A 25,582-nucleotide genomic window follows, 5' to 3' on the forward strand; every position below is an offset into this window, starting at 1 on the left:
TTCTTACTATGACTTACTTTTGGCAATTTCGATAGACTACACGGCCAAGTTCTAGACGCGCATTGTCACCTTTCGTGCGCAAAGTGATGCTGTTAATCATCTCTGAAGTGCCATCATCTAAGATGTACTTGGTTCCTGAGCCCGCTGGAACTTGAGTCAGGCGGTATTCATTATCAGGCAAGCGTAGTACCGCTTTTTCATTATCAAGGTAAGACACATCAAACGAAACGTCAGACTCACATTGATAAGTCACGAATTGATCATTCGATGTTGCGCTATCAGTCTCAGGGGCTGCTGATTTAGAGCACCCAACCAATGCTACTGTACATAGAGATGCTACCAACATAGCTTTCATACTTCGTTCCTCATCTTTATATAGTCAACGACACTTAGCCTATTCACAGGTTCGAACAAACCTAATGTAAGTGCCTAATGATAGGTCCATACCTTAGTGATAAATAAAACGTTTAGCCTTTTAAGAAAGCGGGTACGTCTTTAATGCTATCAAGTACCACGCTAGCCAACGCTTCACCTTTTTCAGTAATGGGTTTACCCGTTCTTACCAAGACTTTAGTACCAACACCTGCCGCTTCTGCAGCCATCATGTCTTCCGCTTTATCGCCGATCATGACCGAGTTAGCCATATCAATCTTCAGAAAGTCACGAGCAGAAATGAACATGCCTGGCTTTGGTTTACGACATTCACAATCTTGCTTGTAGTCTCCAATACCGTGTTCCGCGTGGTGCGGGCAGTAATAGATGCCATCAAGCTCAACGCCGTTATCGACAAAGTTCCAATCCATCCACTGCGTCAGAGAAAGAAAACGGTCTTCACTAAACATGCCGCGAGCAATACCAGATTGGTTGGTCACTAGCACCAATAAATAACCCATATCTTTAAACGCTTTCGCCGCTTCAAACACACCATCGATGTATTCAAAGTCATGCTCATCATGTACGTAGCCGTGATCAACGTTAATCACACCATCACGATCTAAAAAAACAGCAGGTTTAGACAAAATTTTGTTCTCTATCAACTCTCTATTAATCATTAATTATTACACGCTTTATTTGCTTCATCACTATCTATTTAGTTTTGCGTTCGTTAACGATTTGTTTCTAGCTTAGCCATACAATCGACGTTTAGCCGTCTAGACGTAAAAATATCTATTGACTTAGATCATAGAACACCATAGCATCGTCTGTAAATCGAGCGAGCTATCGACATATTATTCTGTTCTACCTGCACGGGTTTCTCTATGATTAAAGTGAATCAAGTCAACAAGGTTTTTTATCAAGGCACTAAAGAAATCAATGCCTTAATTGATATCAACCTCCACATTCCTCAAGGTCAAATCTTTGGAGTCATCGGCTCTTCTGGTGCAGGCAAAAGTACTCTGATCCGTTGTGTAAATATGTTGGAAGCTCCGACCTCTGGTGAAGTGATTGTTGACGGTATCGACCTAACAAAACTCAGCAAATCAGAACTTAGCGAAGCGCGACGTAACATCGGCATGATATTCCAGCACTTCAACCTGCTGTCTTCTCGTACTGTATTTAACAATGTAGCACTGCCTCTAGAACTTGCAGGTAAAGATAAAGCGATTATTGAAGCGAAAGTCAGCGAGTTACTTGAATTGGTTGGCTTGGCTGATAAGCGTGACACCTACCCGGCAAACCTAAGTGGTGGTCAAAAGCAGCGTGTGGCGATTGCTCGCGCACTGGCTTCTGACCCGAAAGTACTGCTATGTGATGAAGCAACCAGCGCATTGGACCCAGCAACAACTCAATCTATCCTTGAGCTGCTGCGTGAAATCAACCGCAAGCTGAACATCACTATCCTGCTTATTACCCATGAGATGGATGTAGTGAAAAGCATTTGTCATGAAGTTGCGATCATTGGTGGCGGTGAGTTGGTAGAGAAAGGAACAGTCGGTGACATCTTTGCTCACCCGAAGACTGAACTAGCGCATCAATTCATTCGTTCAACGCTGGATCTGACGATCCCTGAAGATTACCAAGCACGCCTGCAAGAGACTCGCGTAAACAGCAGCTACCCGCTAGTACGCCTTGAGTTTACAGGCGCAACGGTTGATGCTCCGCTGATGACTCAGATTGCACGCAAATTCAATATCGATGTCAGCATCCTAAGCTCTGACCTTGATTACGCCGGCGGCGTGAAGTTCGGCATGATGGTTGCTGAACTGTTCGGCAATGAAGCAGATGATAATGCTGCTATCCAATTCCTACGCGACAACAATGTAAAAGTAGAGGTGCTTGGTTATGTCCTTTAGTTTCAACGAGATTGCTGACTGGATCAGCCTTAACGGTAACCTTCTATTAGGTGCAACCGGCGAGACGCTTTACATGGTTGCAGTTGCGGGCATTGTTGGCTTTGCTGTCGGTATTCCATTAGGCGTGATTCTACACACGACTAAAAAAGGTGGCCTGTTAGAGAACACCAAACTAAACAAGATTCTAGGTGCGATTGTGAACGTGGGTCGTTCAGTGCCTTTCTTAGTGTTGATGGTTGCGATTATCCCACTGACTAAGATGCTGATTGGTACCTTCATCGGTACAACAGCAGCGATTGTTCCACTGACGATTGGCGCTATCCCATTCGTGGCTCGACTTATCGAAAGTGCACTACTTGAAGTACCAACAGGTCTAGTAGAAGCAGCTCAATCAATGGGCGCAACACCAACACAAATCATCAATAAGGTTCTGCTTCCAGAAGCACTACCGACTATCATCAACTCAGTAACGATTACGCTAGTGACTCTGGTGAGCTACTCAGCAATGGCCGGTACTGTGGGCGGTGGTGGCCTAGGTGATGTCGCGATTCGTTACGGATTCCACCGCTACGATGTGACCATCATGGCTGTAACAGTAGTGATGTTGATTGTGCTGGTACAAATTATTCAATCAATCGGTGATTCATTAGTTCGCCGCGTTGACCACAGATAAAGACTCACGCATAAAGATTAGAGTCGTCTGAACCAAATTAAATAGATTTATTAAAAGGAGATTATTATGAAATTTAGCCTTAAAGGTTTACTAACTATCGCAGCAGCAGCTTCAGCGCTAGTTCTAGCAGGTTGTGGTGATAAAGAAGTGGATACTTCTAAAGTAAAAGTTGGCGTAATGGCAGGTGCAGAAGCTCAAGTTGCTGAAGTGGCAGCGAAAGTAGCGAAAGAGAAATACGGCCTAGATGTTGAGCTAGTAACGTTCACAGATTACGTAACACCAAACGCAGCTCTAGATGATGGTTCTATCGACATCAACGCATTCCAACACGCACCGTACCTAGATCAGCAAGTGGCTGACCGTGGCTACAAACTAACTATCGCTGGTAACACGTTTGTTTACCCAATTGCGGGTTACTCTAAAGAAGTGAAATCAGTAGACGAAATCCAAGACGGTGCGCGTATTGCTGTACCAAACGACCCTACAAACCTAGGTCGCTCTCTACTTCTTCTTGAGCAACAAGGTCTTCTTGAACTTCGTGAAGGCGCTGGTCTTCTAGCTACAGTTCGCGACATCGTGGGTAACCCTAAGAACCTAACGATTGTTGAACTAGACGCAGCTCAACTGCCACGTTCTCTTGATGATGTTGCTCTATCTATCATCAACACAACTTACGCGAGCTCTATCAACCTGACTCCACAAAAAGATGGCGTATTCGTTGAAGACAAAGATTCTCCTTACGTAAACCTAATCGTTTCTCGTGAAGACAACCTAAACGCTGAGAACGTACAAAACTTCGTTAAAGCTTACCAAACTGAAGAAGTGTACAACGCAGCTTCTGACATCTTCCAAGGTGGCGTCGTTAAAGGTTGGTAATCAACTAAACGACAGCACTGTATAGATACCCGAAGGGGCTGACATAACGTCAGCCCCTTTTTATTGGTTAGGATTTACCAGAAAGTTCGACTTACCACCAAGCTTCCACTTGCATACCAACACTCATTTCACTGTTTTTACCTTCACCGAAGGCATTGTCGTTTTCAGCATCATTCAGGTAAGTGGCGAAGATACGGAATTCAGGACGAGACCAGAAACCCACTTGAGGAACCCAAGCCTGAGCGATTGTGAATTTACCACCTGCCCCATCTTTGTTATCAATCGTTTCTACAAAACCACCAATTTCAAGAATGGTACGCATGCGTTTGTCCCACTTATAAAGCGGACGAATGACGGCACTGAAAGAGTCATCATCACTGTTATTAGCACCCACACCGGTTGACGCGGCATAACGCACAGTGTGGCCAAACTCAATATTCTCGCCAATCGCAAGCACGCCCCAGTTAATCAAACGGAAGCCATCGGCGTCATTGTTGTTTGCATCACGAACGATGCCTTTACCCGTTCCAAAAGTCGTCATCTGCTCGGCATAACCAGAGTTAGCAACCTGTAGAATGGTTTTGTTGAAGCCGCCTGATAGGTTTTGATTCAAGCTCGCCGTTAGCATTACGCTGTCATCCGCATCCACCGTTTGACCTTGTTTTTCATTGGCGAAGTTCATATCAATACCGACCTCAAGATCAGCATTGTTCCACAATGGAATGCCTGCATAACGTATATCAGCAATCATGGCCGTCGTTTCTTTGCCATCAAACACATCGCCAGTCACCGTGTCTTGAATCAAAGCCACCGATAATTTACCAGGGCCTAGGTTGATGTGTTCAACGCCGGCACCAATACCACTTACATCCCAGTAGTAGTTATCAACGATGTGCACATCATGACGTTGGTAGTAGCGCTCACCCGCCCAAATTCCAATGTCCTTATCTTCAAAAAGCCCTACCGCTTGAACATTCAATTGCACCACATCCACGCTTTTATCCGCGGCATTCTCATCTTGGCCTTGCCAGTACGACAACATGGAATCAACTAAAAATGAAACGTCGTCCTCAGCATACACCTCTTTCTTAAAGCCAAACTCACCATACAGGTCATTTTCGTTGCCGAGTCGGCCAACTTTACTCACCTCCCACTTGCTGTTTGAGCCGCCTTCATTACTCAGGCCAACGCCGCCGCGCATGTAGCCATTGAACTCCAATGGCGTGGTTTCATCAGCGTATAAATTAGGGGCAAGTAAAGCAGTAGAGAGTGCAGCAGCAATAGGTAACAGTTTCATCGTCCATTCCTTTCAGATCTAGAATCAGGTTATTATTTATAAATGGGAACATTCCCATGGGATCGATCCCATTTATATTAAGCAGAATATAAATTGAAAGAGAACTGATTGATTATTGTGATCCGGCTAACTATTGAGATAACTAAAAGTTGATGGGTGTTGGATTACTTCAATGAATACATTGGCGCTACAGAAAGAGCTCAATATCACGTTCTGTGCGTATTTAAAGGGGAAAAGGGTAACGATAAGAGAGTAATAAAAATCGAGCTAAGACAGGTAACGAAGTCACGGCACCGGGGATGATACAAGGTGCTAAACATTTAATATAAAAGGAAAAAAATATCGGAGCACTAAATTGCACTCCGATATCTAAAGCATGACGCTAAATAACGACAAGAAGACTACTTCAGGTGATCCCAAGAGATGTTTGACACCAATCGGCAGTCATCACACTTGAAATAGAAAATATCGTGGATAGGCGCATCTAGCAGCCATTCACCACCACATTGCGGGCATTTGCGCTCTTTTTCATCTTTCAGGCTGATTCCACCAACACGGTATAAGTAGTAGTAGGTTGGAACCTTAGTCAGATATTCAATACGCCCTCTTAGACCCCAACCGCGTTTAAACAGGACACTCTTAGTATCACTGATCTCGGTTAGCGTTGCATGTTCAGCGCGACAACCCCCACCCATTTGTACTTCATCACAGGCTTGCCATTCGGTCTGCCATTTCAATACGGCTTTATGGTCGCCATTGAATGTAGGTGGATTACGATACAAAGGGATTGGTAGCAAGCTATCGCCACTGCGCAGCGGTGAACAGGTGTGCACGAAAGTCGTGTATAGCACCTGCCAGCTCGGCGTCTCATCTTCTGCCACTTCTTCTGAGTTCAGATCTCGACCTAGCAAACGCATCTTAGGCGCTAATAAGCTCGCAGCTGATAAGCGTTCAAAACAGACCTTTACGAAATCTGAATGATTACGCGGGTGTAAACTGTCTTGCTCTGGGCACACAACGCGAACATAGAATTCTCCGTCGCCCATCACGATTGGGAACTCACGACCTAACACTTGTCCGTTATAACGAAGTGCATCCATTAAGCCATTAACAGCCTTGTCGACAGCGCTTACCGTTGTGTTATCAAAACACTCAAATTGAAGTTCTAGTACGTACATCTATTTATACCGCTGGTTGTAGCTTTTCTAAAAATTCTGCCAATGTCTCGGCGAGTACATCACGATTTTTGGTGCCTAAACGCTCCAAAATCACGTTACCCGTTAGGTTACAGATAGAGATAACATCCAGCTCTGCATCGGTCGCGGCAATGAAAACCGTTGGTTTTAGCTTCAAGCGACGCTGAGTTACTAGGTGACCCAAAATGTTTTCTTGTAGGCATTCGAAGTCTTCATCACTCCAAATCTGTAACAGAATCAAATCGTTACCATCAAAAGTTGCATTCATATCTGCGCTGAATTGTGCGCCGTAGAAAGTCTTGATGTCTTCATGGAGAGTCAACTCAATACCGGTTTCAACGTTGGTGAAATCCGCGAATTGCTCACGTGGATAGTGCTTCCACAACACGGCGTCGCCACTCTTTTCTTCTACGCATGGCGATACGATGTCCACCAACTCCTCATTACGAGGTAAACTTTGGTGCTGCTGCTGCCACGCGTCAACGTATCGCTGACTGAAAGAAAGTAGTGCGTCTTGAGCACGTTGAGTCATGAAAATCTCCTAAACACAAAATAATAAATAGAATCCGAGCCCTTTCTGCGCCGATTAAGCGATGACTTAATGACAGGGTAAGGGGGATTCAGTAAAATCGACCCCATTCTAATCGAATTTGAAACGAAAGTATGAGCAAATATTCTGACGCAAAAGAGCTAGCGGGTTTAACCCTTGGCCAAAAAACTGAGTACTCTAACCAATACGATGCAAGTTTATTGCAACCAGTGCCTCGTAGCCTTAATCGCGATGATCTTGCGCTAAACGGCGAGCTGCCTTTTGTTGGTCATGATATTTGGACGATGTACGAGCTTTCGTGGCTAAACACCAATGGCCTACCACAAGTGGCTGTCGGTGAAGTTTTCATCCCAGCAACCAGCCCAAATTTAATTGAATCAAAATCTTTCAAGCTGTACCTGAACAGCTACAACCAAACTCAATTTGAAAACTGGGATCAAGTCACTGAGCGCCTGACCCAAGATTTGTCGGCATGTGCAGGCGAAACGGTGATTGTGAATGTAAACTCAGTAACCAACTACACCAACCAACCTATCGTGACGATGGAAGGTGACTGTATCGACAACCAAGACATCCAAATCACTAGCTACGACTTTGAAGCGTCACTGCTTGAAGGCGCTGCTGGCGAACAAGACGTTGAAGAAACACTGCATAGCCACCTGTTGAAGTCGAACTGTTTGATCACCAATCAACCGGATTGGGGCAGCGTTGAGATCGCATATTCTGGTAAGCAAATTGACCGTGAAGCTCTGCTACGCTATTTAGTTTCTTTCCGTGAGCACAATGAATTCCACGAACAATGTGTTGAGCGTATCTTCACTGACATCATGAAATACTGTGCACCTTCGAAGCTAACTGTGTTCGCACGTTACACACGTCGTGGTGGTCTGGATATCAACCCATACCGTTCAACAGAGCAAGATAGACCAAGCCACAATAAGCGTATGGCTCGCCAATAATCAGGCGAGAACCACCCACACTTATTTGAACCTACCAAATCTTTAAAGGGACATTGAAATGCGTTGGTTATACGTTGTTAGTCTATTTATTTTAAGCTTAAGCACATCGGTCAATGCGTCGGTTTATTCGTCGGCGCTACTCAATGAAGCCAATAACTTGGTTGAGATCGAGCCGAGCCAAGCAAAACAAATGGCCAACAGCTACCTAACGCTTCGTGTCCTTTCTGATCAACGCGAGAAAAGCCCTTCAGCGATTTCTCGCGAAGAGACAGACTCTTCGATTCGAACACCAAACAGCAGTATCGATGCGTATAAAATCTTAGCTAAGGCGGAATACAACCTTGGCAATATGCGTATTGCGATTCAGCACATCGACAAAGCCTCTGAGCTAGCGAAAACCTATAAGCTTGATTACCTAAAACTGGATCTTCAGATCCTAAAAGTTCGCTTACTGTGGCTGAGTGATAGAAAATCAGCCAAAGCAAAAACAGAGCTAGCGGGTATTGAAGCAAATCTAGAGTCGGTGAATAAAACCTTACGCTTGACGGAAGGCATCACCTATCGCTTGATCATGTTGAAAGCCGATATCGCTTCTTACGACAACAAGGTCGATGAAGCCGAGAAGTTCTATCAAGAAGCCAAAACCTATCTCGATCAGCGTTACTCTGAAAAAGTCACCATCGACTACCACATCTCAGTCGGTGAGTTTTATCTAACCCATAAAGAGTACAACCACGCATTATCTGAGTTGCTGTATGGCTACTGGAAATCGGTAGAAGGTAATCTGAGTTCACGTTTAGCTAAGGTAAACCGCCTGCTTGCACAGCTTTTCTTTGAGCGCCAAGTGTTAGATAAAGCGCTAGAACACCTATCTCAAGCTGCTGATTTCTATGATAACTTTGAAAACTCTCCTGTCTTAGCACAAGTGCTCAAAAAAATGGGTGATGTGTACTTCTATCAAGGGAAATATAACCTTGCCTTGGTGCACTTCTTCAACGTTCTTGATCACGAAAGCACTGACCGAGATATCCACCAAGTCATTGATATCCGCCTAAGTCTATCAGCGACTTACCTACGTCTTTATAATTACCCTCTAGCAGAACAGTACCTAACCCGTGCCCTTGAGCTGCTGGAATATACCGACATTCCAAAGCTGGAAGGTCGTGCTGCACTGTTATCAGCAGGGTTGGCGTATCACCTACAAGAAAGCGAAGACGTGATAAAGCATGCGACACGTGCACTTGAGATCTCACGTCAGATAGAAAATATGCGCCTGTCGCAACGCTCATACTACTTACTCTCTTTAGGTTATGAGCAGGCTGGTCGCCCACAGCAAGCGTTAGCAAACCTTAAGCAGTACAATAGCCTTGTCTCTCTAGAGCAGCAAAAGCTTAACCGTGTTGGCGAAGATGCGTTCCGTCAACAAAAAGAGTTTGCCGAACAAACCCTGCACTACGCTGGCCAAGCGCAAGAGCTAGAAAAATACAAACTGGAGCATCGTAAGTTCCAAAAGATATCGTTCGCCCTATTCCTGTTCAGCATTGTCTTGTTCTTCTTTGTGCTGCGCCGAGGCTACATCATTCAAACCTTAGCCAAAGAAGTGGACTCACTGCGCACCGACCTATTTACGCACTCACGTTCAAAGCTTCCTAACTTAAGAATGCTCAATGCGAAGCTCTCAAATTCACTGGAACAAACCAGCCAGACCTTCGAACAGTGGCAACTTGGCGAGCTCATTCATGAACCATTGAACGACCGTTTACGCTTCGTGATGATTGATTTACCGTTCCTACGCAATATGTATACGCAGAACGGTTACAAAGCCGGTCTAGAACTGGAAGACGCTTTCGGTGAGTTCCTAAAATCTAAGCTTGAAGGCCCAGCTCGTGTCTACCACTTCTCGGATGCGAACCTGCTTTATATCGAGCCAAACGCGGACCGTGATTTGTCGCCGGAAGCCATGTTCAGAAAGATTCAATCTTGGGTGAATGACTTCGAAACAGAGCGTAACATCAACCGAACGGTCCGTATGGGTATCGCTGACTACCCGTTTTTACCACGCGCATACACCGCAATTAACGATCAAGAGCTGCTCGACGTATTGTTGATGTCGACCAATCTAGCTCGTGAGATCAGTCTCAAAGAGCGCAGTAGCCAATGGGTTTATCTAAAAGCTATCGATAATGCACCGGCAGCGAGCCTTGCAACTGGTAACATAAGAGAAGCGTGTAAACATGCGATTAATCAAGGGTTAATAAAAATACAATCCTCGTACCAGAATGAGGACAACATCAAAAAAATGCTAAAAGATGACTGATTTGCGAGCGGTTAAGAGCAGCAAGTCGTGACCTTATTTTTAGTTTTGTTATTATCGATGTAACGGAATTTCATCAAAATGATCGAGATCGGTCTACGCGGCGCTAATAAATACATCTATGGGCATTCTTGAAAAAGACATTCAGGCGCAACTCCACCAGCTGAAATCTCAGTTGGAGCAGGTCCGTTTGACGCAAAGAGACACCTCGTTCAAGTTTATTAGAGAACAGAAAGTTCTAAAGCGTATCGTCACATCTTTAAGTGACGCATGTGTTGGCAGTAACAGCCATTTAGATGAAAACCTCATTGCCCTTAGGGAAGAGCTAGAAAAGCAAAAAGACATTAGCTCGATGATCCCAAAGCTGGCAGTATTAGAAAGGATGCTTAAGCAGAAAACGTTGGCTATGGATAAACAGAACGGATATCTGGACGATAGCATTAAGCACAGTGGGGAAACGCTGCAGCGCATAACTGGCCTTCCAGCACAGCTAAAACGCGACCTACGAAACTTACTTAGCTTCTCCGAATGCAATGGCAGTCAGAAAGTCGACCATGCCATGAAACTTCTCGGTATTTATGAGCGTGCCATAAAGATTATGGCGAATAACTCACGCACCCACTTTGCCGACGGTGCGCACTCTCCGGAACAAGAACTCCTTTCCGACCTATCAAACGAATTACAACATCTGATCACTGAACTCGACTTCGAGGGTGAATCGGGTGATCTGCTTACCGATATTCGAGCAAAACTGCTGCTTGGTGTTTCTACACAAAACCTACTTGAGCTAACACTTCAGATACTCAAACTGGTTATTGAAGGCACCAACCTAGAACGTAAGAAGTCTGAACAATTCATCGATCAGCTTAATGCTTCTCTGGCGTCCAGCATCAAAACGGCAGATCAAAATGCCGACCAGAGCCAGAGCTACTTTGAGCACCGCCAAGGTCTGAACTCTGAGTTGAATGAACTTGTCACAAGAAGCCAAAGCTCGGTAGATAAAGCGAAAGATATTGATAGTTTAAAGCTTTCGATTAATCCGCTACTCAGTGAAATCGCCTCTCTTTCGGAAAGGCTGAACCACGCAGAGCAAAAAGAACAAGCTCTGATAGAGAGAATGAGTTACGGAAAGACTCAGTTAGATTCACTCTATGAAGTGACGCAAGATTACCGTAAGCGCTTGGAAGATCAGGCTCAGCGTATGCTGCTTGATCCTCTAACCAAGGTTTACAATCGCACTGCCTTTACTGATCGCTTAGAGCTTGAATATCGCCGCTGGATCCGCGCGCAACATTCGCTACGCGTAGTACTGCTCGACATCGACAACTTCAAAGCAATTAACGACAGCTTTGGGTATACCGCGGGCGACAAAGCACTCAAGATCATCGCAAGAACCATCACCAAAGAAGCCGGCACCACTGATACTGTGGCTCGTTTTTCAGGTGAAGAGTTTGTCTTACTGCTACCAGAACAAACCGATGAATATTGCCATCAGGTAATTCAAAACATTCAAACTCAAGTAAGCCGCTTACCCTTTAAGTTCCGTGACCAACAAATCACGATCACTTTATGTGCGGCAAGTACTCAGTTTAAAGAGTCAGATACACCGGAAGAAGTGTTAGAGCGACTCAATACAACGCTAAATAAAGCAAAACAACGCGGTAACAACCAACTTGTTTGGCACTAGGCCAGCCCTAGATTTAATTTATTTCATTTTTTCAAATACTTATCACATACCATTTCCCTCAATGTTTGCTAAGCTAATGATTAACATTCGCTTAACAAGCATTCTTGGCAAGCAACGCTGTCGTATCCGTTTCGTCTGGTTAACTCTCTCCTACCTTTAACCAAACACTTTCAACGTTTGCTTCTCACTCTCGAGCCAGAGGGTCACTTCAACGTCCCCTGCTCTTTTCAATAAGGAGGCACTATGATCACTCATATCAGCCCTGCCGGTAGCATGGATTTACTCTCTCAACTTGAGGTTGAGCGTCTTAAGAAAACCGCGTCTAGTGATCTGTACCAACTGTATCGTAACTGTACGTTAGCGGTCCTGAACTCGGGTAGCCATACCGACAACTCCAAAGAGTTGCTCGACAAATATCTGTCGTTCGATGTCGAAGTCGTTCGCCGTGAGCGTGGTATTAAGCTCGAACTAAGCAACCCACCAGAGCATGCCTTTGTCGATGGTGAAATCATCAAGGGTATTCAAGAGCACCTATTTTCAGTGCTGCGTGACATTGTTTACGTCAACATGCACTTAGCCGATAACCAAAGGCTCAATCTAACTAATGCCACTCACATTACCAACCTTGTGTTTGGTATCTTAAGAAATGCAGGGGCGCTGACGCCGGGCATCGAGCCTAACCTGATTGTATGTTGGGGTGGTCACTCTATTAATGCCAGCGAGTACCAATACACTCGTGAAGTCGGTAATGAGCTCGGCCTGCGTGAACTGAACATCTGTACCGGTTGTGGACCGGGTGCGATGGAAGGCCCAATGAAAGGGGCTGCCATTGGTCACGCGAAGCAGCGTTACACCGATCATCGTTACCTGGGGCTTACCGAACCTTCGATTATTGCAGCTGAGCCACCAAACCCAATCGTGAACGAACTGGTGATCATGCCAGATATTGAGAAGCGTCTTGAGGCGTTTGTTCGTATGGCGCATGGCATCATCATTTTCCCAGGCGGCCCCGGCACGGCGGAAGAGCTACTGTACATCTTAGGGATCATGATGCACCCGAATAACGCCGAACAACCAATGCCGATTGTGTTAACGGGCTCGAAAGAGAGCGAAGCTTACTTCCGCTCAATCGATAAGTTCATTGGTGAGACTCTAGGGCCTGATGCGCAGAAACATTATGAAATCGTGATTGATGATCCAGCACGCGCTGCGAAAATCATGAAACAAGCGATGCCAGATGTGCGTTCTCACCGTAAAGAGACCGGTGATGCCTACAGCTACAACTGGTCACTGCATATTGAGCCTGAATTCCAACTGCCATTCGACCCAACACACGAATCTATGGCGGCGCTCGACCTACACATGGACCAAAAAACAGAGAGCCTAGCCGCTAATTTACGTAAAGCGTTCTCAGGCATTGTGGCGGGTAACGTCAAAGCAGAGGGTATTCTCGAGATCGAGAAGCACGGCCCATTCCTAATTGATGGCGACAAAGAGCTAATGACCAAGATGGACCAACTGCTGAATGACTTTGTTGAGCAACATCGAATGAAGTTACCGGGCGGCTCTGATTACGTGCCTTGCTATAAAATCGCACCGAGCGAATAGGCACACTCATTAACGAGTAGCTAAGTGAGTGATAACAGGTGACAAGCGTAAAACTAAACAAGTCATGACGTATACGTCGCTAACGTTTCAACTCACCAAGTGATACGTTACTATAAGGGGCTAGCAGCCCCTTTTTTATTGCCTATTTAGTGGAAACTTATGTCTATCCATCTTGTTATTATCGATGCCTTAAACCTCATCCGACGCGTGCACTCTGTTCAGCCGGACCCAACCGATATAGCAAGAACCATCACCACGACAACTCGCACTCTCAATAAGATTCTGAATGAATCAAAACCCACCCACATCATCGCGGTATTTGATCACCATTTACAAGACCGTGGCTGGCGCGCAGACGTGCTCCCTTCTTATAAGCAGAACCGTAAACCGATGCCAGAGCCACTGATGAAAGGCCTTGATGCGATTCAACAAGCTTGGTGGGAATTAGGCATTGATTCACTGCTATCTGATGGCGATGAAGCGGATGATCTCGTCGCAACACTGGCAAAGAAAGTGGCTGACCACGGAGAAACCGTCACCATCATCTCGACGGATAAGGGCTACTGCCAACTGTTGTCACCAACGCTGCAGATCCGAGATTACTTCCAGCACCGCTGGTTAGATAAACCCTTTATCGAAGCTGAGTTTGGCGTAAAACCTGAACAACTGGCGGATTACTGGGGATTAACGGGCGTAAGCTCAAGCCAAGTACCGGGGATTCCAGGTGTCGGACCAAAAGCAGCCAAAGAGATATTAACCACTTACCCAGATATCGAAGCGGCCTACCAAGCAGAAGACTTGCCGAAGAAATATCGCAAGAAATTCGACGAGCACATCGAATCCGCTCGTGTATGTAAACAAGTATCGGCACTCAAAACAGACATTGATTTAGGGTTCAACCTGCAAGATATTCGCTACGAAGCAAACTCTTAGATCCCTACTCTCTATATACAAAGCTTCTGAAGCAGAAAAGCCTTAGTTCACACTAAGGCTTTTTGTTATTTACGGCTGCCGCCTAAGCGGATTCAGTCGCATGATTAGAAGTTATAAGCGATAGACGCTTTGAAATTACGACCCGCTTCGTAGCTGGTGTACTTATCTGAGCCCCAAGAGATACCAAAACCAGTATGCTCTGCGTACTTCTTATCAAGCAGGTTGTCGACACCAAGGTTCACTTCTAGATCTTTAGCAAACGTTGGCGTGTAAGCCGCCCAAATGTTATGCGTAGCGAAACCAGCACGTTTAACCTGTTCACCATCTTCGTCCATGTAGTCATTACCCGGTACAAAGCGTGAATCCCAACCAAACACAAACTCACTGTTTAGGCTGTAGTTAAAGCCCGCTTTGAAGTTGTGAATACCTGTTTTACTCATATGGCTCGTTTTGCCATTCTCTAGGTCTTTCTGGTCACCATCAGAGTATGAGTGGTTAGCGTAAACACTTAACGCATCTAGCTCATAGCTCAATACGGTTTCAACACCCCACACTTCAACATCATATTGGTTTGCTAATGTTGAGTTGTTCTTAGTTGGATGCATTTGATTATCAAGATTGTAGGTGTAAGCCGTAAAACCTAGGATAGCGTAATCAGCAGCAAGCAGACGTGTCAGCTCGTAATCAAAACCCGCTTCGTAGTTGTTACCCGTCATCGCTTTGGTATTAGACTGGTTAACATCAGGTGCAGCTTTCATCGTCAATGCTTCTGGCAATGATGCACCTTTAAACAAACGACCATAGCCCACACTAAGTTTTAGGTTATCCGTGGTTTGGTATTCACCCTTGAACTTTGGAGACAGCTGATCAAAATCACCATCGTAAACACCACCAAGTTTATGAACGTCGTAACGCAAACCGCTCGTTAAGCGGAAATCGCTGAACTCGTACATGTCTTGTACGTAAAGACCGTAAGCAGTCACAGTGCCGCCGTCCATGCCGTACTTCTTAGTTTGACCTTGTTGCGAACCACTTTGGTACACACCATCGCCAGCATCAATCCATTGTTCAGCCTTGTAACCATCTAAACCGTAAGTCAATTCATGCTGACCAACCCAAGAGATGTTACGAATATCACCACCGATGGTCGTCACGTTGTATTCACGGTCTGGGATAGCAATCGTGCCATCTTTGATCCAGTTGCCGTTCGCGTCTTTGTCCCACGCCGTATCAACAAGCGCATCGCGCTCCATGTACTGGCGGTTGTAGTAAATATTGGTTTTCAGATGTACCAAGTCACTACCCGCATCGTATTCGTGCTGTAGAGTCACAGTATCGCGGTTGAGCGAGTGGTAGTTGTGTTCATCATCAGCATACAGAGCACCAGCCTTCTCACCTGACAATTGACGCTTACCGCCATCATTGTATCGGTTGAAAGTCAGCTTGAATTCGTTGGCATCATTGGGAATGAAAACAATCTTAGCCAAGCCAGATTTCAATTCGCCCTGCTTTGAAGTCACCGCTTCCTGATCTGGGATGTGCAAATCGCCATCTTCTGAGTAATTTGCAATGCCCATGAACTGCAGCTTGTCGTTCACTTTTGCGTACACAGCAACGTTGGTTGCGAAACGCTCGTAAGCCGTTTGGTAACTTGTTTTTACTCGAGCACCAACACTTTCACCCGGTTTAAGCAGATCGCTTGGGTCTTTGGTTTCGTAGCTAAATGAGCCGTTGATCGCGCCAGAACCCGAAAGCGCTGAGTTACCACCCAGCTCAATTTCAGCACGCTTAAGCATCGCAGGGTCAATCGCCTGATCGCCCGAGTGATGGAATAGCTGCCCTTCTTGACGAGCGCCATCAATCGTCACAACGGCAAATTTATCTTCCATACCACGTACATAAACTTTACGTGAGTAACGTGCGTTTCCGTCTACCGTCACACTCGGCATGGTGTTCAGAACATCTTTGATGTCTGATGCTTGTTTCTTCTCAAGGGTGTCTGAGTTGATTTCAGTCTGAACAAGTTGATCAAGAGCGGAACCGATAACCACTACGGTTTCTTGTTCGTCGGCAGCAAGTGCTGTAAATGAAGTTAAGGCAACCGTTACGGCCACTGATAATGCTTTAAGTTTCATATTCTATTTTTATATTTTATAAGCTTGAGTGAGGAGGTGTGAATATTACACAATTTGAATGATAATTCTTATCATTTACATTCTTTACTTACATTCACTTACTTTTAATAAAATAGAATTTGATTAACATGTTTTGGCTGTAAAACTTACTTCGTTTTGCTGCTGAATTATTGAATAAAGCCTTGTTCGTATCACCCCTGAATTAGGTAGCCGTAAGTCTCGTTCACTTACGGCTTTTTTCATCTCAGATCACGGCTAATGTAGGAAATTTAGCGATGTTCATGTCAGTTGCATTGATTATAACAACACCAATATCTGACTAATAAATGCGACTTCTGGCGACATATAGCCATAGATTCAACCCAGCGTTTACCTAACTTCAGATACAAAAAATGCCCCTTAAAGGAGCATTTTTTATCACTGACACACTAACGTAAATATTAGTGCGGTGAGATGTTTGAAAGCGCCTGAATATGAACCGTGATCTCTTCGCGATCGTGGTAAAGGTGCTTAGCCTGCATCTTAAACTTCACTTTGTTCTCAATAAGGAACACTTTTAGGTTCTCGATATCTTGCAGTACTTCATCGTAACGGCCTTTCATAGGCAGTTTAAGGTTAAACAATGCTTCTTTCGCCCAGCCTTTGATGATCCACTCACCCATAAGGTGTGCAACACGAGCTGGCTTCTCAACCATGTCACAGATAATCCAAGTTACGTTCTTACGGTCTGGTTCAAACTTAAAGCCATCCACCATGTGGTGCTTAATTTGACCCGTTTCCATTAGGCTGTCTGCCATCATGCCGTTATCAACACAGTGAACGAACATCGAGCGCTTAACCAATTGGTAAGTCCAACCTCCTGGACACGCACCTAAATCAACACCCCACATACCTGGAGCCAGACGCTCGTCCCACTCATCACGAGGGATGAATACGTGGAATGCTTCTTCTAGCTTCAATGTAGAACGGCTTGGCGCATCTGATGGGAATTTCAGACGAGGGATACCCATAAAGAACTGTGAGTTGTTCGTTGGGTAAGAGTAACCAACAAAACAGTGACCCGGAGCGATGAAGCATAAATGAAGCACAGGCTTCTTAGCGTTATCTTTCGCAGTCATCAGGCCTTTACCACGCATCGCTTGACGCATCGGCACGGTAAATTTACGGCAGAACTTCAAAAGCTCTTTTGCTTCGTTAGTATCTGGTGTTTCGATACGAATATCACCACAACGAGGGAAACCTTCTTTCTCAGAAAGCGCCTCAAGAATTGGAGAAATACGGTCATCGGTTGGCAGATCTTTAATTTCAACAGCCACTGCCAGCATTTGACGAGCAAAGATCAGTGATTGGAAATCGATCTCTTTGATCAACTTATCCGCTTCACCTGCTTGGTAACATTCAAACAATACAAAACCTGTATTGTTCTTTAGGCGAGGAAAACCAAACACTTCCAGTTGTGTTGCCTTGTCTTGAATTTCGCCAGCACATTCTTTTTCAAAACCAGAGCGACAATAAAGTAGTACGTGTTTCACTGAGTTACCTCTTTTATATTCAAAGCAGCGAAGGAGAAGACTCCCCAACCAATGATAAATAGTAGACCACCAAACGGAGTGATAGGGCCAAACCATTTTATTCCTGTCAGTGCCAAGCCATAAAGGCTGCCACTAAAACAAAGGATGCCGATGATAAAGCAAATTGCCGCAATGAAAAAATATTTTTGTGATTTAGCGCCAAGTTTCATCTGCAGCAGAGCACCACACGCCAATATCGCCAGAGTATGGATAAACTGGTACTGAACACCAGTCTCAAACACGCCTAGCAGATATTCAGGCAAGATAGCTTTCAAACCGTGAGCTGCAAAGGCGCCAAGCATCACAGCAACCGCGCCAGAGATGCCAGCAAACGTGAGTAAATACTTACTTCTCATTGAGCACCTCTTTGATAAACGCTGATAACTTTTCAACGGTTAACGCAATATTCTGCTGTTCGGTGTAACCAGAACTCTTACGCGGCTTAAAGCTGTGGTCGCCATCAGGAATAAATTCAACACGAATAGAATCAGACAGATCAAAGTCAGCAAACTCTTCACGCTTGCCAAAGGTATCACGCTCACCTTGTAAAATGAGGCACGGCTTTGCTAACTCAGCCAGATGCTCACCTTTGTACTTCTCAGGCTTACCTGGAGGATGGAAAGGAAAGCCTAAACACGCCATTGCGGCCACCTTATCAACTTCAGACAAATGGCTCGCCATACGCCCTCCCATCGACTTACCACCAATCACAAGCTTATCGGCATCAACCTGCTCAATAATCTCTTGGTAGGCTTCAAGTAGCTTAGGTGCTCTGTCAGGTGGACGACGCTTACCATCTTCAGCACGCTTGATCATGTAAGGAAAATTGAAACGAATTACCCGTATCCCTTTAAAGGCTAACCCTTTGGCTACCGACTGCATGAACTCATGCTCCATGCCTGCGCCTGCACCATGGGCAAAGATAAAGGTGATCGGATTGTCTTCACCATCAATGATGACGTTATTCATCGAGTAAGTCCTCTTGTTCACTTTGCGCTTTCGCTAGCATCCAGTCGCGGAAAGTGGCGATACGGCCCATGTCGGCTTGTTTCTCATGACAAACCACATAGAAGGCGTTCTTACTCACCAACACTTCATCAAAAGGTGCAATCAAACGACCCGCTTCGATTTCAGGCTGCGCCAACACGTTGTTACCTAGAGCAATGCCCTGGCCGTGAGCCGCTGCCTGTAGCACCATGGTTGAGTGACTGAAGATAGGACCGTGATTAACGTTTACCCCATCGATGCCATTTTGCTTAGCGAACTGTTTCCAATCCTTTCGAGAAGTATCATGCAATAGCGTATGACATGCTAAATCACTGAGAGATTCTAATGGTTTTACTCCTAGCAGCACGGAAGGTGAGCAAAGAGGGATCAAGTACTCTTGGTAAAGCTTGTCGGCTCTGAGCCCCGACCAATTACCTCGGCCATAATAGATAGCGACGTCTACATCATCGGTCAGCGAGCCTTCATCCATATCAACGGCTTTGATTCTTACATCAATATCAGGTTCTTGCTGATTAAAGTCAGCGAGCCTTGGTACCAACCATTGAATCGCAAAACTCGGCGGTAAACTGATGGTCAATGCGCCCTTCTCACTTCGCTCAAGCACTTTATCCGTCGCTTCTGCCAGTGATGTGAAAATATCCTTGATATCCAAGAAGTAGCTTTGACCTTCTTCAGTCAGCAGCAAAGAGCGGTTTCTTCGGCGAAACAGCTTCAAAGATAAGAATTCTTCAAGCGCTTTGATCTGATGGCTGACCGCCGCTTGAGTAACAAACAACTCTTCTGCGGCACGCGTAAAACTCAAGTGTCGAGCTGCTGCTTCAAACACTCTTAGCGAGTTTAATGGGGGTAATCGACGAGACATAGTTACTCTCTAAATAAGCATTAGTTTTTTTTATCTGAAACATTATAATTTGTCCATTGCCTAGCGGCCAGAGAAATTCTATATTTCATCCCGCAGCAGCTAGCCTGAACGGCTTGATTCTCTCTAGAATCAATTGGCTTAGCTCCTGCGATGTTGTGTTTGCAAACTCGTTCTTTTCGAGTTGGGTAGAGTTCTACCAAATGTTTTGTTGCAGTTTATACTGAAACGAGGCATGTACTTCCTGTATTTATTTTGACCTGTCTGTCAAATTTGTTTACACCGCCTTATGGGCGGTGTTTTTTTATGTGCAAAGAAATGTAACAACAAGTTTATCAATAGCTGTACTAATTAATCTTTATTATTTTTCATCGCCAATCACAGAATCAGACACCCACTCAAATAATCAACTGAACACATACAAATAGCATCATTGAGTTGCACTAAAAAGTAACAGAATACTTCAAGATACTCACTCATCTTCGGTACTTATAAGCCCGTTTAGAGCTTACTCTTGCTATCAATCAAAAATTTCAAAGCTGAGCATGGCGATAGCACGCCCAAACCCATGCCTCTGTCTGACTACTGTAAATCATTCACAATAGAAAATAAAAAAGCCGCTTACTTTTCAGTAAGCGGCTTTGCAAAATAATTAACGGTTGGTCAACACCCCACTATGGGCGGTAAACCTTAACGTTATGGAAGCCTTGCTCTTGTAGGTAAAGCGCCTGTAGACGGCTCATTACACCACGGTCACAGTACAGCAAGTACTCTTTCGCTTGGTCTAGGTCGCCAAACTGAGTCGAAAGCTTGAAGAATGGGATGTGTTTAATTTCAACACCCTCGATCTCTAGTGGGCTTTCGTCTTCTTCTTCTGGGCTACGGATATCAAGAACGATAGCGTGCTCAGCAACAGCTTGAACTTGTTCAACTTCAGGCGCTTGCTCTTGGCTCTCTTTCTCGATGTCACGGATATCCATAACACGAGCGTTCTCGATCACTTGATCCAGCACTTCAAAGTTAAACTTAGCTTCTTCTGCTTCCAGTTTGCCTTTCTTCGCTTTCACTGTTGGCTTCTTAGAGATAACACCACAGTACTCAGGCATTACTTTAGCGAAGTCTTCAGTACCGATGATACGAGAAAGGTCGATGATGTCTTCTTTATCCCAGTTGATAAGCGGACGAAGAATCAAAGTGTCTGTCACGTTGTCGATGTGGCGAAGGTTAGTTAGCGTTTGGCTAGAAACCTGACCAAGTGCTTCACCCGTGACTAGAGCTTCAATACCGAAGCGCTCTGCAACCATACCACCAGCACGCATGAACATACGCTTAAGAACAACGCCCATTTGGCCGTCTTCTACGTTCTCAAGGATTTCAGCAACCACGGGTTCAAAGTCTACAGAAATGAACTTCACCTTTGCAGATGAGCCGTATTTATTCCATAGGTAGTGAGCCACTTGCTTAACGCCAATCTCGTGCGCTGGACCACCAAGGTTGAAGAAACAGTAGTGAACCTTAGAGCCACGTTTGATGTGCAGGTAGCTTGAAACACCAGAGTCAAAGCCGCCAGAGATCAAGCTTAGTAGATCTTCTTGAGTACCAAGAGGGAAACCACCTAGGCCTTTGTGACGAGCTAGAACTTGGTTTAGCTTATCGTTAGCCACTTCAACCTTAACGGTTACATCAGGGTTCTTAAGTCGAACTTTAGCTGACTCAACCGCTTGGTTTAGACCGCCGCCTACGTAGCGTTCAAGTTCAATAGAGGTAAAGTCATGCTTACCACGACGCTTAGCACGAACGGAGAAAGTCTTGCCTTCAATGTCAGCACGGCTGCGTTCTAGTACTTGCTCGTAAATATCGTGCAAGTCTTTGAATTCAGACTGTTGTACTTCAAGAGAGTGGTGAATACCTGGAGTGTGAGTCAGAGCCTCTAACACTTCTGCGTAGTACTGGTCACTCTCAGACGTCACTTCGATATGATCGCGACGGTTGAATACCGCAACACTTTCACAGCGACGTTGAATAACGTTACGAATGTTGCACTCTAGAATCCTTGTGAAGCGCTTACGCACCGATTCACTTTTTACAAAAATTTCCGGATGGGGCTTAACAATAAATTTCATAGTACTTTCACAACATTAATGTTCAAAATTTTGAAAACGCTCATCGCCAAGTAAATTAGAGAATTTACACAGCACTTGAAGCAAGAATAGATCATATCTAAATCTAAGGGCGCGAATTATACATGAGAAAGTGAAGCAAGGAAAAGAGTGCTTGCTGTAACACCCTCATTAAACCGCTTGTTATTAACAGTAGCAGGTTTCGAAACGACATAAATACCGCAGAGAACCATTGAAGACCAGCAAACAAAAAGCCCAACCTCATTATAAGGTTGGGCTTTCGATGCTATCTGCATGTTACCGCGTGAGCACGTATAGGCTATTCATTAATAACAGGTACTTCGTCACTGTAAAGCGGCTCGCCCTGCATGATACTGATTTCAACGCGGCGGTTGAGGCTACGTTGCCATTCAGTATCGTTCGACTCGACTGGCTCGGTATCCGCCATGCCGCGTACTCTCAAGCGTTGATGAGAGAAACCACGCACCTTTTCCATCTCTTGAGCAACAGACACTGCTCGCTGTGATGACAAGTCCCAATTAGAGCGATAAAGCTCGGAATCAAGACGTTGATTATCGGTGTGCCCTGAGATTCGAACGATACCCGGAACATCTTTCACCAACTCAGCCACCTGTCTCACCAAAGGTCGGAACTTAGGCTGTAGGAAAGCAGAACCCGATGGGAATGCACCCTTCTCACGAATTCGAATCACAATCTGCTGGCCAAGATTTTCAACTTCAATCGCGCCTTGGTCTATCTCTCGCTCCAACGCCTTCTTGATGCTTTCCATCAAGGTTTCCATCTCTTGCGATTGAGCTTCAGCTTGTTGTTGCTGTTGGTCTGACTCAGAGTTTTGATTGTCGTGAGTCGAAACCTCTGGCGACTTGCCTCCGGTCATCTTGCCTTGGTCACGCATGGTACCGCCAGCACGCTCAGATTCACCTTCATGAAACTCAAGCGTTTGTTGCGTAATATCAATCGTCTGCTGCATGATCACATCAATCGGTGTCGGCTCTGGGCGACCAGGACGGAACTCTTGTGCAATGATGCTGGTGCCTTTAGGAATGTCTTTCACTTCCAAGCGGTTTTGTACACCAAACGCAAATTTCATCGAGCCAGCGATCTGCTTGAACTTCAGTACGTCCATCTCAGAGAATGAGAGCAGTAGTACGAAGAAACACATCAGCAGTGACATCAAGTCAGCAAATGTCCCCATCCATTGAGGCAACCCTGGAGGAGGACATTTACATGGATTCTCTTCATCCATCTTCAACTCCTCTTACGCCGGTTCACCATCAATCGTACGCTTACCTTCGTTTAGGTAGCTCTTCAGGTAACCATCGATTACTCGTGGGTTCTGACCATCTTGAATCGCGAGTACGCCATCCATAACCAAACGACGGTTGAGGGTCTCTTGGTCACGACGCAGCGCAAGCTTGTCCGCAATTGGGAAGAACACCATGTTCGAAAGAATCGCACCATATAGAGTGGTCAAAAGTGCCACCGCCATCGCAGGACCGATCGCTTTTGGATCATCCATGTTAGAAAGCATGGCAACCAAGCCAACCAAGGTACCAATCATACCCATCGCGGGTGCTACATCACCAAATGCAGAGAACACCTTTGCGCCCTGCTCATGACGCTCTGTGGTTAATGCGATGTCTTTTTGCAGTGCAGCACGAACTACATCTCCATCATGGCCATCCACCAAAAGGTCGATGCCCTTTTGCATGAAACTGTTGTTAATTTCCATCTCTTCCAGTGCTAAGAAACCACCTTTACGAGCCGCATCAGCCATCTCTACAACTTTCGCAATAAGATCTTCAGGCTCATCCGCTTTAAACATAAAAGCTTTGCCTGCGATTTTAGTCGCACCAAAGAACTGTCCCATGGTGAACTTCATTAGAACAACAAAAGTTGAGCCACCAACTACGATCAAAATGGATGTCGTGTCATAGAACATCCCGAGGCTTCCACCTAGGATCATTGCCATAATTACAAAGGCAAATCCACCAATCAAACCTATTAGGGTTGCTAAATCCACTGAGCACTCCTCATGCTTTTTTGTAGCTCTATGTCGACGATAATCTTTGTATCGGCAAGACTATAAGATCTTTTAGTAAATTCTTGGCCTAAGTATCACACTTTTCGTTTTTGAATCCCAACTATTGGCTTACTTTGCTCTTATACGTAGCGCATAAACTCGATAAAGCTAAGGTTATTCAAGCAAAGTGCGTTCAAGCCCCTTAAAAACGAACTTTCTAGCAAAATTTCTTGGTTACATTTGACCATCTCAGCGGCCTAGGGTAACGTTCGTTCATCTTTCCAAACGCAGATTTATTATGGCTACTAAGAAACCTGAAAATATGAGCTTTGAAGCAGCAATCGAAGAGCTTGATGGCTTGGTTGATCAACTAGAAAATGGTGATCTAGCTTTAGATGATGCGCTGAAAAAGTTCGAACGAGGCATCTCCCTCGCTCGTGCCGGTCAAAGCAAACTAAATGATGCTGAACAGCGTGTTAGCATCCTACTGCAAAATGATGAAAACGCAGAACTTAGTGACTTTAACCCACAACCAGAATAACGAATTGTATGAGATCCCCTATGATCGAGACTTTATTGTCTTATCAAGCACGTAATAACGAGCAATTGAGCCTTTGGCTTGATCGCCTACCACACCAAAATCAGAACCTGATCAACGCGATGCGTTATGGGTTACTTTTAGGCGGTAAACGCGCACGTCCATTTCTTGTCTACATTACAGGGGAAATGCTCGGCTGCACCGCTGAAGAACTCGACACTCCAGCATCTGCAATCGAATGTATTCATGCCTATTCTCTGATTCACGACGACCTTCCAGCAATGGACGACGATGAACTGCGTCGTGGCCATCAGACTTGTCACATCAAATACGATGAAGCAACGGCAATTTTAACTGGCGATGCACTACAAACTCTCGCGTTTACTATACTTGCGGAAGGTACATTAAGTGCTGACGGTGAAAGCAATCGCGTTCGAATGATTCAACGCCTAGCTGAAGCCTCTGGTGCACAAGGTATGTGTATAGGGCAAGCACTTGATATTGAAGCTGAAAACCGCTCTGTCACGCTAAAAGAGTTAGAAGAAGTTCACCGCAATAAAACGGGCGCGCTAATGAAATGTGCGATTCGTTTAGGTGCGCTTGCTGCTGGTGAAAAAGCGCTTGAAGTGATGCCTCAATTAGACAAGTACGCCGATGCCATTGGATTAGCATTCCAGGTTCAAGATGATATTTTAGATATTACTGGCGATACTGAAACTTTGGGTAAACCACAGGGTTCTGACCAAGAATTGAACAAAAGCACCTACCCTTCTTTGTTAGGTTTAGAGGGCGCTCAAGAAAAAGCGCAAACTCTGCTACAGGAAGCGCTTCAAGCTTTGGCTGCAATCCCATACAATACCCAGTCACTCGAAGAGTTCGCCCGATACGTCATCGAGCGCAAGAACTAAGACAATAAGCGC

23 protein-coding genes are annotated in these 25,582 nt (G+C 45.1%); 10 read left to right on the forward strand and 13 right to left on the reverse strand.

Annotated elements, in window-relative coordinates; all coding sequences use genetic code 11:
- Positions 1–13 precede the first annotated feature (13 nt).
- Both HRQ85_RS14525 and gmhB read right to left on the reverse strand, forming a co-directional pair.
- Positions 14–355: an MliC family protein gene (locus tag HRQ85_RS14525; RefSeq protein ID WP_172379921.1), complete on the reverse strand. Its 342-nt coding sequence runs from the start codon at positions 353–355 to the stop codon at positions 14–16.
- A 112-nt stretch (positions 356–467) separates the two neighbouring features.
- On the reverse strand, positions 468–1,052 hold the full coding sequence (gene gmhB / locus HRQ85_RS14530; RefSeq protein ID WP_017060762.1) for a D-glycero-beta-D-manno-heptose 1,7-bisphosphate 7-phosphatase: 585 nt from the start codon (positions 1,050–1,052) through the stop codon (positions 468–470).
- Positions 1,053–1,259: 207 nt separating this feature from the next.
- On the opposite strand from gmhB, the gene metN reads away from it, so the two are divergent.
- The 3 genes from metN (at position 1,260) to HRQ85_RS14545 (ending at position 3,843) form a co-directional block, all read left to right on the forward strand.
- Positions 1,260–2,294, forward strand: coding sequence for a methionine ABC transporter ATP-binding protein MetN (gene metN / locus HRQ85_RS14535; RefSeq protein WP_017060763.1), 1,035 nt, complete (start codon positions 1,260–1,262; stop codon positions 2,292–2,294).
- Entirely contained in the window at positions 2,284–2,967 is a 684-nt protein-coding gene (locus HRQ85_RS14540; RefSeq protein ID WP_172379922.1) for a methionine ABC transporter permease, read from the forward strand. The genes metN and HRQ85_RS14540 overlap by 11 nt, the downstream gene beginning before the upstream one ends.
- A gap of 66 nt (positions 2,968–3,033) precedes the next feature.
- Positions 3,034–3,843 (forward strand): MetQ/NlpA family lipoprotein, encoded by an 810-nt coding sequence (locus HRQ85_RS14545; RefSeq protein WP_019824947.1) that lies wholly within the window; start codon positions 3,034–3,036, stop codon positions 3,841–3,843.
- 91 nt (positions 3,844–3,934) lie between these two features.
- Here HRQ85_RS14545 and HRQ85_RS14550 read toward each other — a convergent pair whose 3' ends face one another.
- The 3 genes from HRQ85_RS14550 to syd form a co-directional block, all read right to left on the reverse strand.
- A complete protein-coding gene (locus HRQ85_RS14550; RefSeq protein ID WP_086970714.1) occupies positions 3,935–5,140 on the reverse strand; it encodes a carbohydrate porin in 1,206 nt (401 codons plus the stop codon).
- 401 nt (positions 5,141–5,541) lie between these two features.
- Positions 5,542–6,318, reverse strand: a complete 777-nt coding sequence (locus HRQ85_RS14555) for a Zn-ribbon-containing protein (RefSeq protein ID WP_050633963.1) — start codon at positions 6,316–6,318, stop codon at positions 5,542–5,544.
- Positions 6,319–6,322: 4 nt separating this feature from the next.
- Positions 6,323–6,868, reverse strand: coding sequence for a SecY-interacting protein (gene syd, locus HRQ85_RS14560; protein WP_086970718.1), 546 nt, complete (start codon positions 6,866–6,868; stop codon positions 6,323–6,325).
- A 131-nt stretch (positions 6,869–6,999) separates the two neighbouring features.
- On the opposite strand from syd, the gene queF reads away from it, so the two are divergent.
- The 5 genes from queF to xni all read left to right on the forward strand — a co-directional run bounded on the left by queF (position 7,000) and on the right by xni (position 14,387).
- Entirely contained in the window at positions 7,000–7,845 is an 846-nt protein-coding gene (gene queF, locus HRQ85_RS14565) for an NADPH-dependent 7-cyano-7-deazaguanine reductase QueF (protein ID WP_048615530.1), read from the forward strand.
- Between the two features lie 58 nt (positions 7,846–7,903).
- Entirely contained in the window at positions 7,904–10,162 is a 2,259-nt protein-coding gene (locus HRQ85_RS14570) for a tetratricopeptide repeat protein (protein ID WP_048612239.1), read from the forward strand.
- Between the two features lie 118 nt (positions 10,163–10,280).
- Positions 10,281–11,846, forward strand: a complete 1,566-nt coding sequence (locus HRQ85_RS14575; protein WP_172379923.1) for a sensor domain-containing diguanylate cyclase — start codon at positions 10,281–10,283, stop codon at positions 11,844–11,846.
- Positions 11,847–12,089: 243 nt separating this feature from the next.
- Entirely contained in the window at positions 12,090–13,454 is a 1,365-nt protein-coding gene (gene ppnN / locus HRQ85_RS14580) for a nucleotide 5'-monophosphate nucleosidase PpnN (RefSeq protein ID WP_048612241.1), read from the forward strand.
- A gap of 159 nt (positions 13,455–13,613) precedes the next feature.
- Complete coding sequence (xni, locus tag HRQ85_RS14585; RefSeq protein WP_172379924.1) at positions 13,614–14,387, forward strand: flap endonuclease Xni; 774 nt, start codon at positions 13,614–13,616, stop codon at positions 14,385–14,387.
- A 104-nt stretch (positions 14,388–14,491) separates the two neighbouring features.
- On the opposite strand, the gene HRQ85_RS14590 is transcribed toward xni, so the two are convergent.
- The 8 genes from HRQ85_RS14590 to pomA all read right to left on the reverse strand — a co-directional run bounded on the left by HRQ85_RS14590 (position 14,492) and on the right by pomA (position 24,124).
- Complete coding sequence (locus HRQ85_RS14590; RefSeq protein ID WP_172379925.1) at positions 14,492–16,522, reverse strand: TonB-dependent receptor plug domain-containing protein; 2,031 nt, start codon at positions 16,520–16,522, stop codon at positions 14,492–14,494.
- A gap of 440 nt (positions 16,523–16,962) precedes the next feature.
- Positions 16,963–18,054: a 23S rRNA (cytidine(2498)-2'-O)-methyltransferase RlmM gene (rlmM, locus tag HRQ85_RS14595; RefSeq protein ID WP_017070491.1), complete on the reverse strand. Its 1,092-nt coding sequence runs from the start codon at positions 18,052–18,054 to the stop codon at positions 16,963–16,965.
- A complete protein-coding gene (locus HRQ85_RS14600) occupies positions 18,051–18,449 on the reverse strand; it encodes a DUF423 domain-containing protein (protein WP_017060774.1) in 399 nt (132 codons plus the stop codon). Before HRQ85_RS14600 ends, rlmM begins: the two co-directional genes overlap by 4 nt.
- Positions 18,439–19,062, reverse strand: a complete 624-nt coding sequence (locus HRQ85_RS14605; protein ID WP_172379926.1) for an alpha/beta fold hydrolase — start codon at positions 19,060–19,062, stop codon at positions 18,439–18,441. The genes HRQ85_RS14600 and HRQ85_RS14605 overlap by 11 nt, the downstream gene beginning before the upstream one ends.
- Positions 19,055–19,963 (reverse strand): transcriptional regulator GcvA, encoded by a 909-nt coding sequence (locus tag HRQ85_RS14610; RefSeq protein ID WP_012604639.1) that lies wholly within the window; start codon positions 19,961–19,963, stop codon positions 19,055–19,057. The genes HRQ85_RS14605 and HRQ85_RS14610 overlap by 8 nt, the downstream gene beginning before the upstream one ends.
- 671 nt (positions 19,964–20,634) lie before the next feature.
- Entirely contained in the window at positions 20,635–22,083 is a 1,449-nt protein-coding gene (thiI, locus tag HRQ85_RS14615) for a tRNA uracil 4-sulfurtransferase ThiI (RefSeq protein WP_017060776.1), read from the reverse strand.
- A gap of 316 nt (positions 22,084–22,399) precedes the next feature.
- The gene (locus tag HRQ85_RS14620; RefSeq protein ID WP_059020020.1) at positions 22,400–23,347 is read right to left on the reverse strand and encodes a flagellar motor protein MotB; all 948 of its coding nucleotides are present in this window, start codon (positions 23,345–23,347) and stop codon (positions 22,400–22,402) included.
- A gap of 12 nt (positions 23,348–23,359) precedes the next feature.
- Positions 23,360–24,124 carry a flagellar motor protein PomA gene (gene pomA, locus HRQ85_RS14625; RefSeq protein WP_017060778.1) on the reverse strand — a complete coding sequence of 255 codons (765 nt, stop codon included), beginning with the start codon at positions 24,122–24,124 and terminating at the stop codon, positions 23,360–23,362.
- Between the two features lie 298 nt (positions 24,125–24,422).
- On the opposite strand from pomA, the gene xseB reads away from it, so the two are divergent.
- Together xseB and ispA are read left to right on the forward strand one after the other, a co-directional pair.
- Entirely contained in the window at positions 24,423–24,665 is a 243-nt protein-coding gene (gene xseB / locus HRQ85_RS14630) for an exodeoxyribonuclease VII small subunit (RefSeq protein WP_004734405.1), read from the forward strand.
- A gap of 20 nt (positions 24,666–24,685) precedes the next feature.
- Positions 24,686–25,570: a (2E,6E)-farnesyl diphosphate synthase gene (gene ispA, locus HRQ85_RS14635; protein WP_172379927.1), complete on the forward strand. Its 885-nt coding sequence runs from the start codon at positions 24,686–24,688 to the stop codon at positions 25,568–25,570.
- Positions 25,571–25,582 lie beyond the last annotated feature (12 nt).

The sequence above is a fragment of the Vibrio sp. Vb339 genome (assembly GCF_902751245.1).
In the GTDB taxonomy this organism is placed as follows: domain Bacteria; phylum Pseudomonadota; class Gammaproteobacteria; order Enterobacterales; family Vibrionaceae; genus Vibrio; species Vibrio coralliirubri.

What these genes read in the sequence shown, in the direction of transcription:
- HRQ85_RS14525 (WP_172379921.1), bottom strand. Translation starts at nt 355, where the DNA reads ATGAAAGCTATGTTGGTAGCATCTCTATGTACAGTAGCATTGGTTGGG.
- gmhB (WP_017060762.1), bottom strand. Translation starts at nt 1,052, where the DNA reads ATGATTAATAGAGAGTTGATAGAGAACAAAATTTTGTCTAAACCTGCT.
- metN (WP_017060763.1), top strand. Translation starts at nt 1,260, where the DNA reads ATGATTAAAGTGAATCAAGTCAACAAGGTTTTTTATCAAGGCACTAAA.
- HRQ85_RS14540 (WP_172379922.1), top strand. Translation starts at nt 2,284, where the DNA reads ATGTCCTTTAGTTTCAACGAGATTGCTGACTGGATCAGCCTTAACGGT.
- HRQ85_RS14545 (WP_019824947.1), top strand. Translation starts at nt 3,034, where the DNA reads ATGAAATTTAGCCTTAAAGGTTTACTAACTATCGCAGCAGCAGCTTCA.
- HRQ85_RS14550 (WP_086970714.1), bottom strand. Translation starts at nt 5,140, where the DNA reads ATGAAACTGTTACCTATTGCTGCTGCACTCTCTACTGCTTTACTTGCC.
- HRQ85_RS14555 (WP_050633963.1), bottom strand. Translation starts at nt 6,318, where the DNA reads ATGTACGTACTAGAACTTCAATTTGAGTGTTTTGATAACACAACGGTA.
- syd (WP_086970718.1), bottom strand. Translation starts at nt 6,868, where the DNA reads ATGACTCAACGTGCTCAAGACGCACTACTTTCTTTCAGTCAGCGATAC.
- queF (WP_048615530.1), top strand. Translation starts at nt 7,000, where the DNA reads ATGAGCAAATATTCTGACGCAAAAGAGCTAGCGGGTTTAACCCTTGGC.
- HRQ85_RS14570 (WP_048612239.1), top strand. Translation starts at nt 7,904, where the DNA reads ATGCGTTGGTTATACGTTGTTAGTCTATTTATTTTAAGCTTAAGCACA.
- HRQ85_RS14575 (WP_172379923.1), top strand. Translation starts at nt 10,281, where the DNA reads ATGGGCATTCTTGAAAAAGACATTCAGGCGCAACTCCACCAGCTGAAA.
- ppnN (WP_048612241.1), top strand. Translation starts at nt 12,090, where the DNA reads ATGATCACTCATATCAGCCCTGCCGGTAGCATGGATTTACTCTCTCAA.
- xni (WP_172379924.1), top strand. Translation starts at nt 13,614, where the DNA reads ATGTCTATCCATCTTGTTATTATCGATGCCTTAAACCTCATCCGACGC.
- HRQ85_RS14590 (WP_172379925.1), bottom strand. Translation starts at nt 16,522, where the DNA reads ATGAAACTTAAAGCATTATCAGTGGCCGTAACGGTTGCCTTAACTTCA.
- HRQ85_RS14600 (WP_017060774.1), bottom strand. Translation starts at nt 18,449, where the DNA reads ATGAGAAGTAAGTATTTACTCACGTTTGCTGGCATCTCTGGCGCGGTT.
- HRQ85_RS14605 (WP_172379926.1), bottom strand. Translation starts at nt 19,062, where the DNA reads ATGAATAACGTCATCATTGATGGTGAAGACAATCCGATCACCTTTATC.
- HRQ85_RS14610 (WP_012604639.1), bottom strand. Translation starts at nt 19,963, where the DNA reads ATGTCTCGTCGATTACCCCCATTAAACTCGCTAAGAGTGTTTGAAGCA.
- thiI (WP_017060776.1), bottom strand. Translation starts at nt 22,083, where the DNA reads ATGAAATTTATTGTTAAGCCCCATCCGGAAATTTTTGTAAAAAGTGAA.
- HRQ85_RS14620 (WP_059020020.1), bottom strand. Translation starts at nt 23,347, where the DNA reads ATGGATGAAGAGAATCCATGTAAATGTCCTCCTCCAGGGTTGCCTCAA.
- xseB (WP_004734405.1), top strand. Translation starts at nt 24,423, where the DNA reads ATGGCTACTAAGAAACCTGAAAATATGAGCTTTGAAGCAGCAATCGAA.
- ispA (WP_172379927.1), top strand. Translation starts at nt 24,686, where the DNA reads ATGATCGAGACTTTATTGTCTTATCAAGCACGTAATAACGAGCAATTG.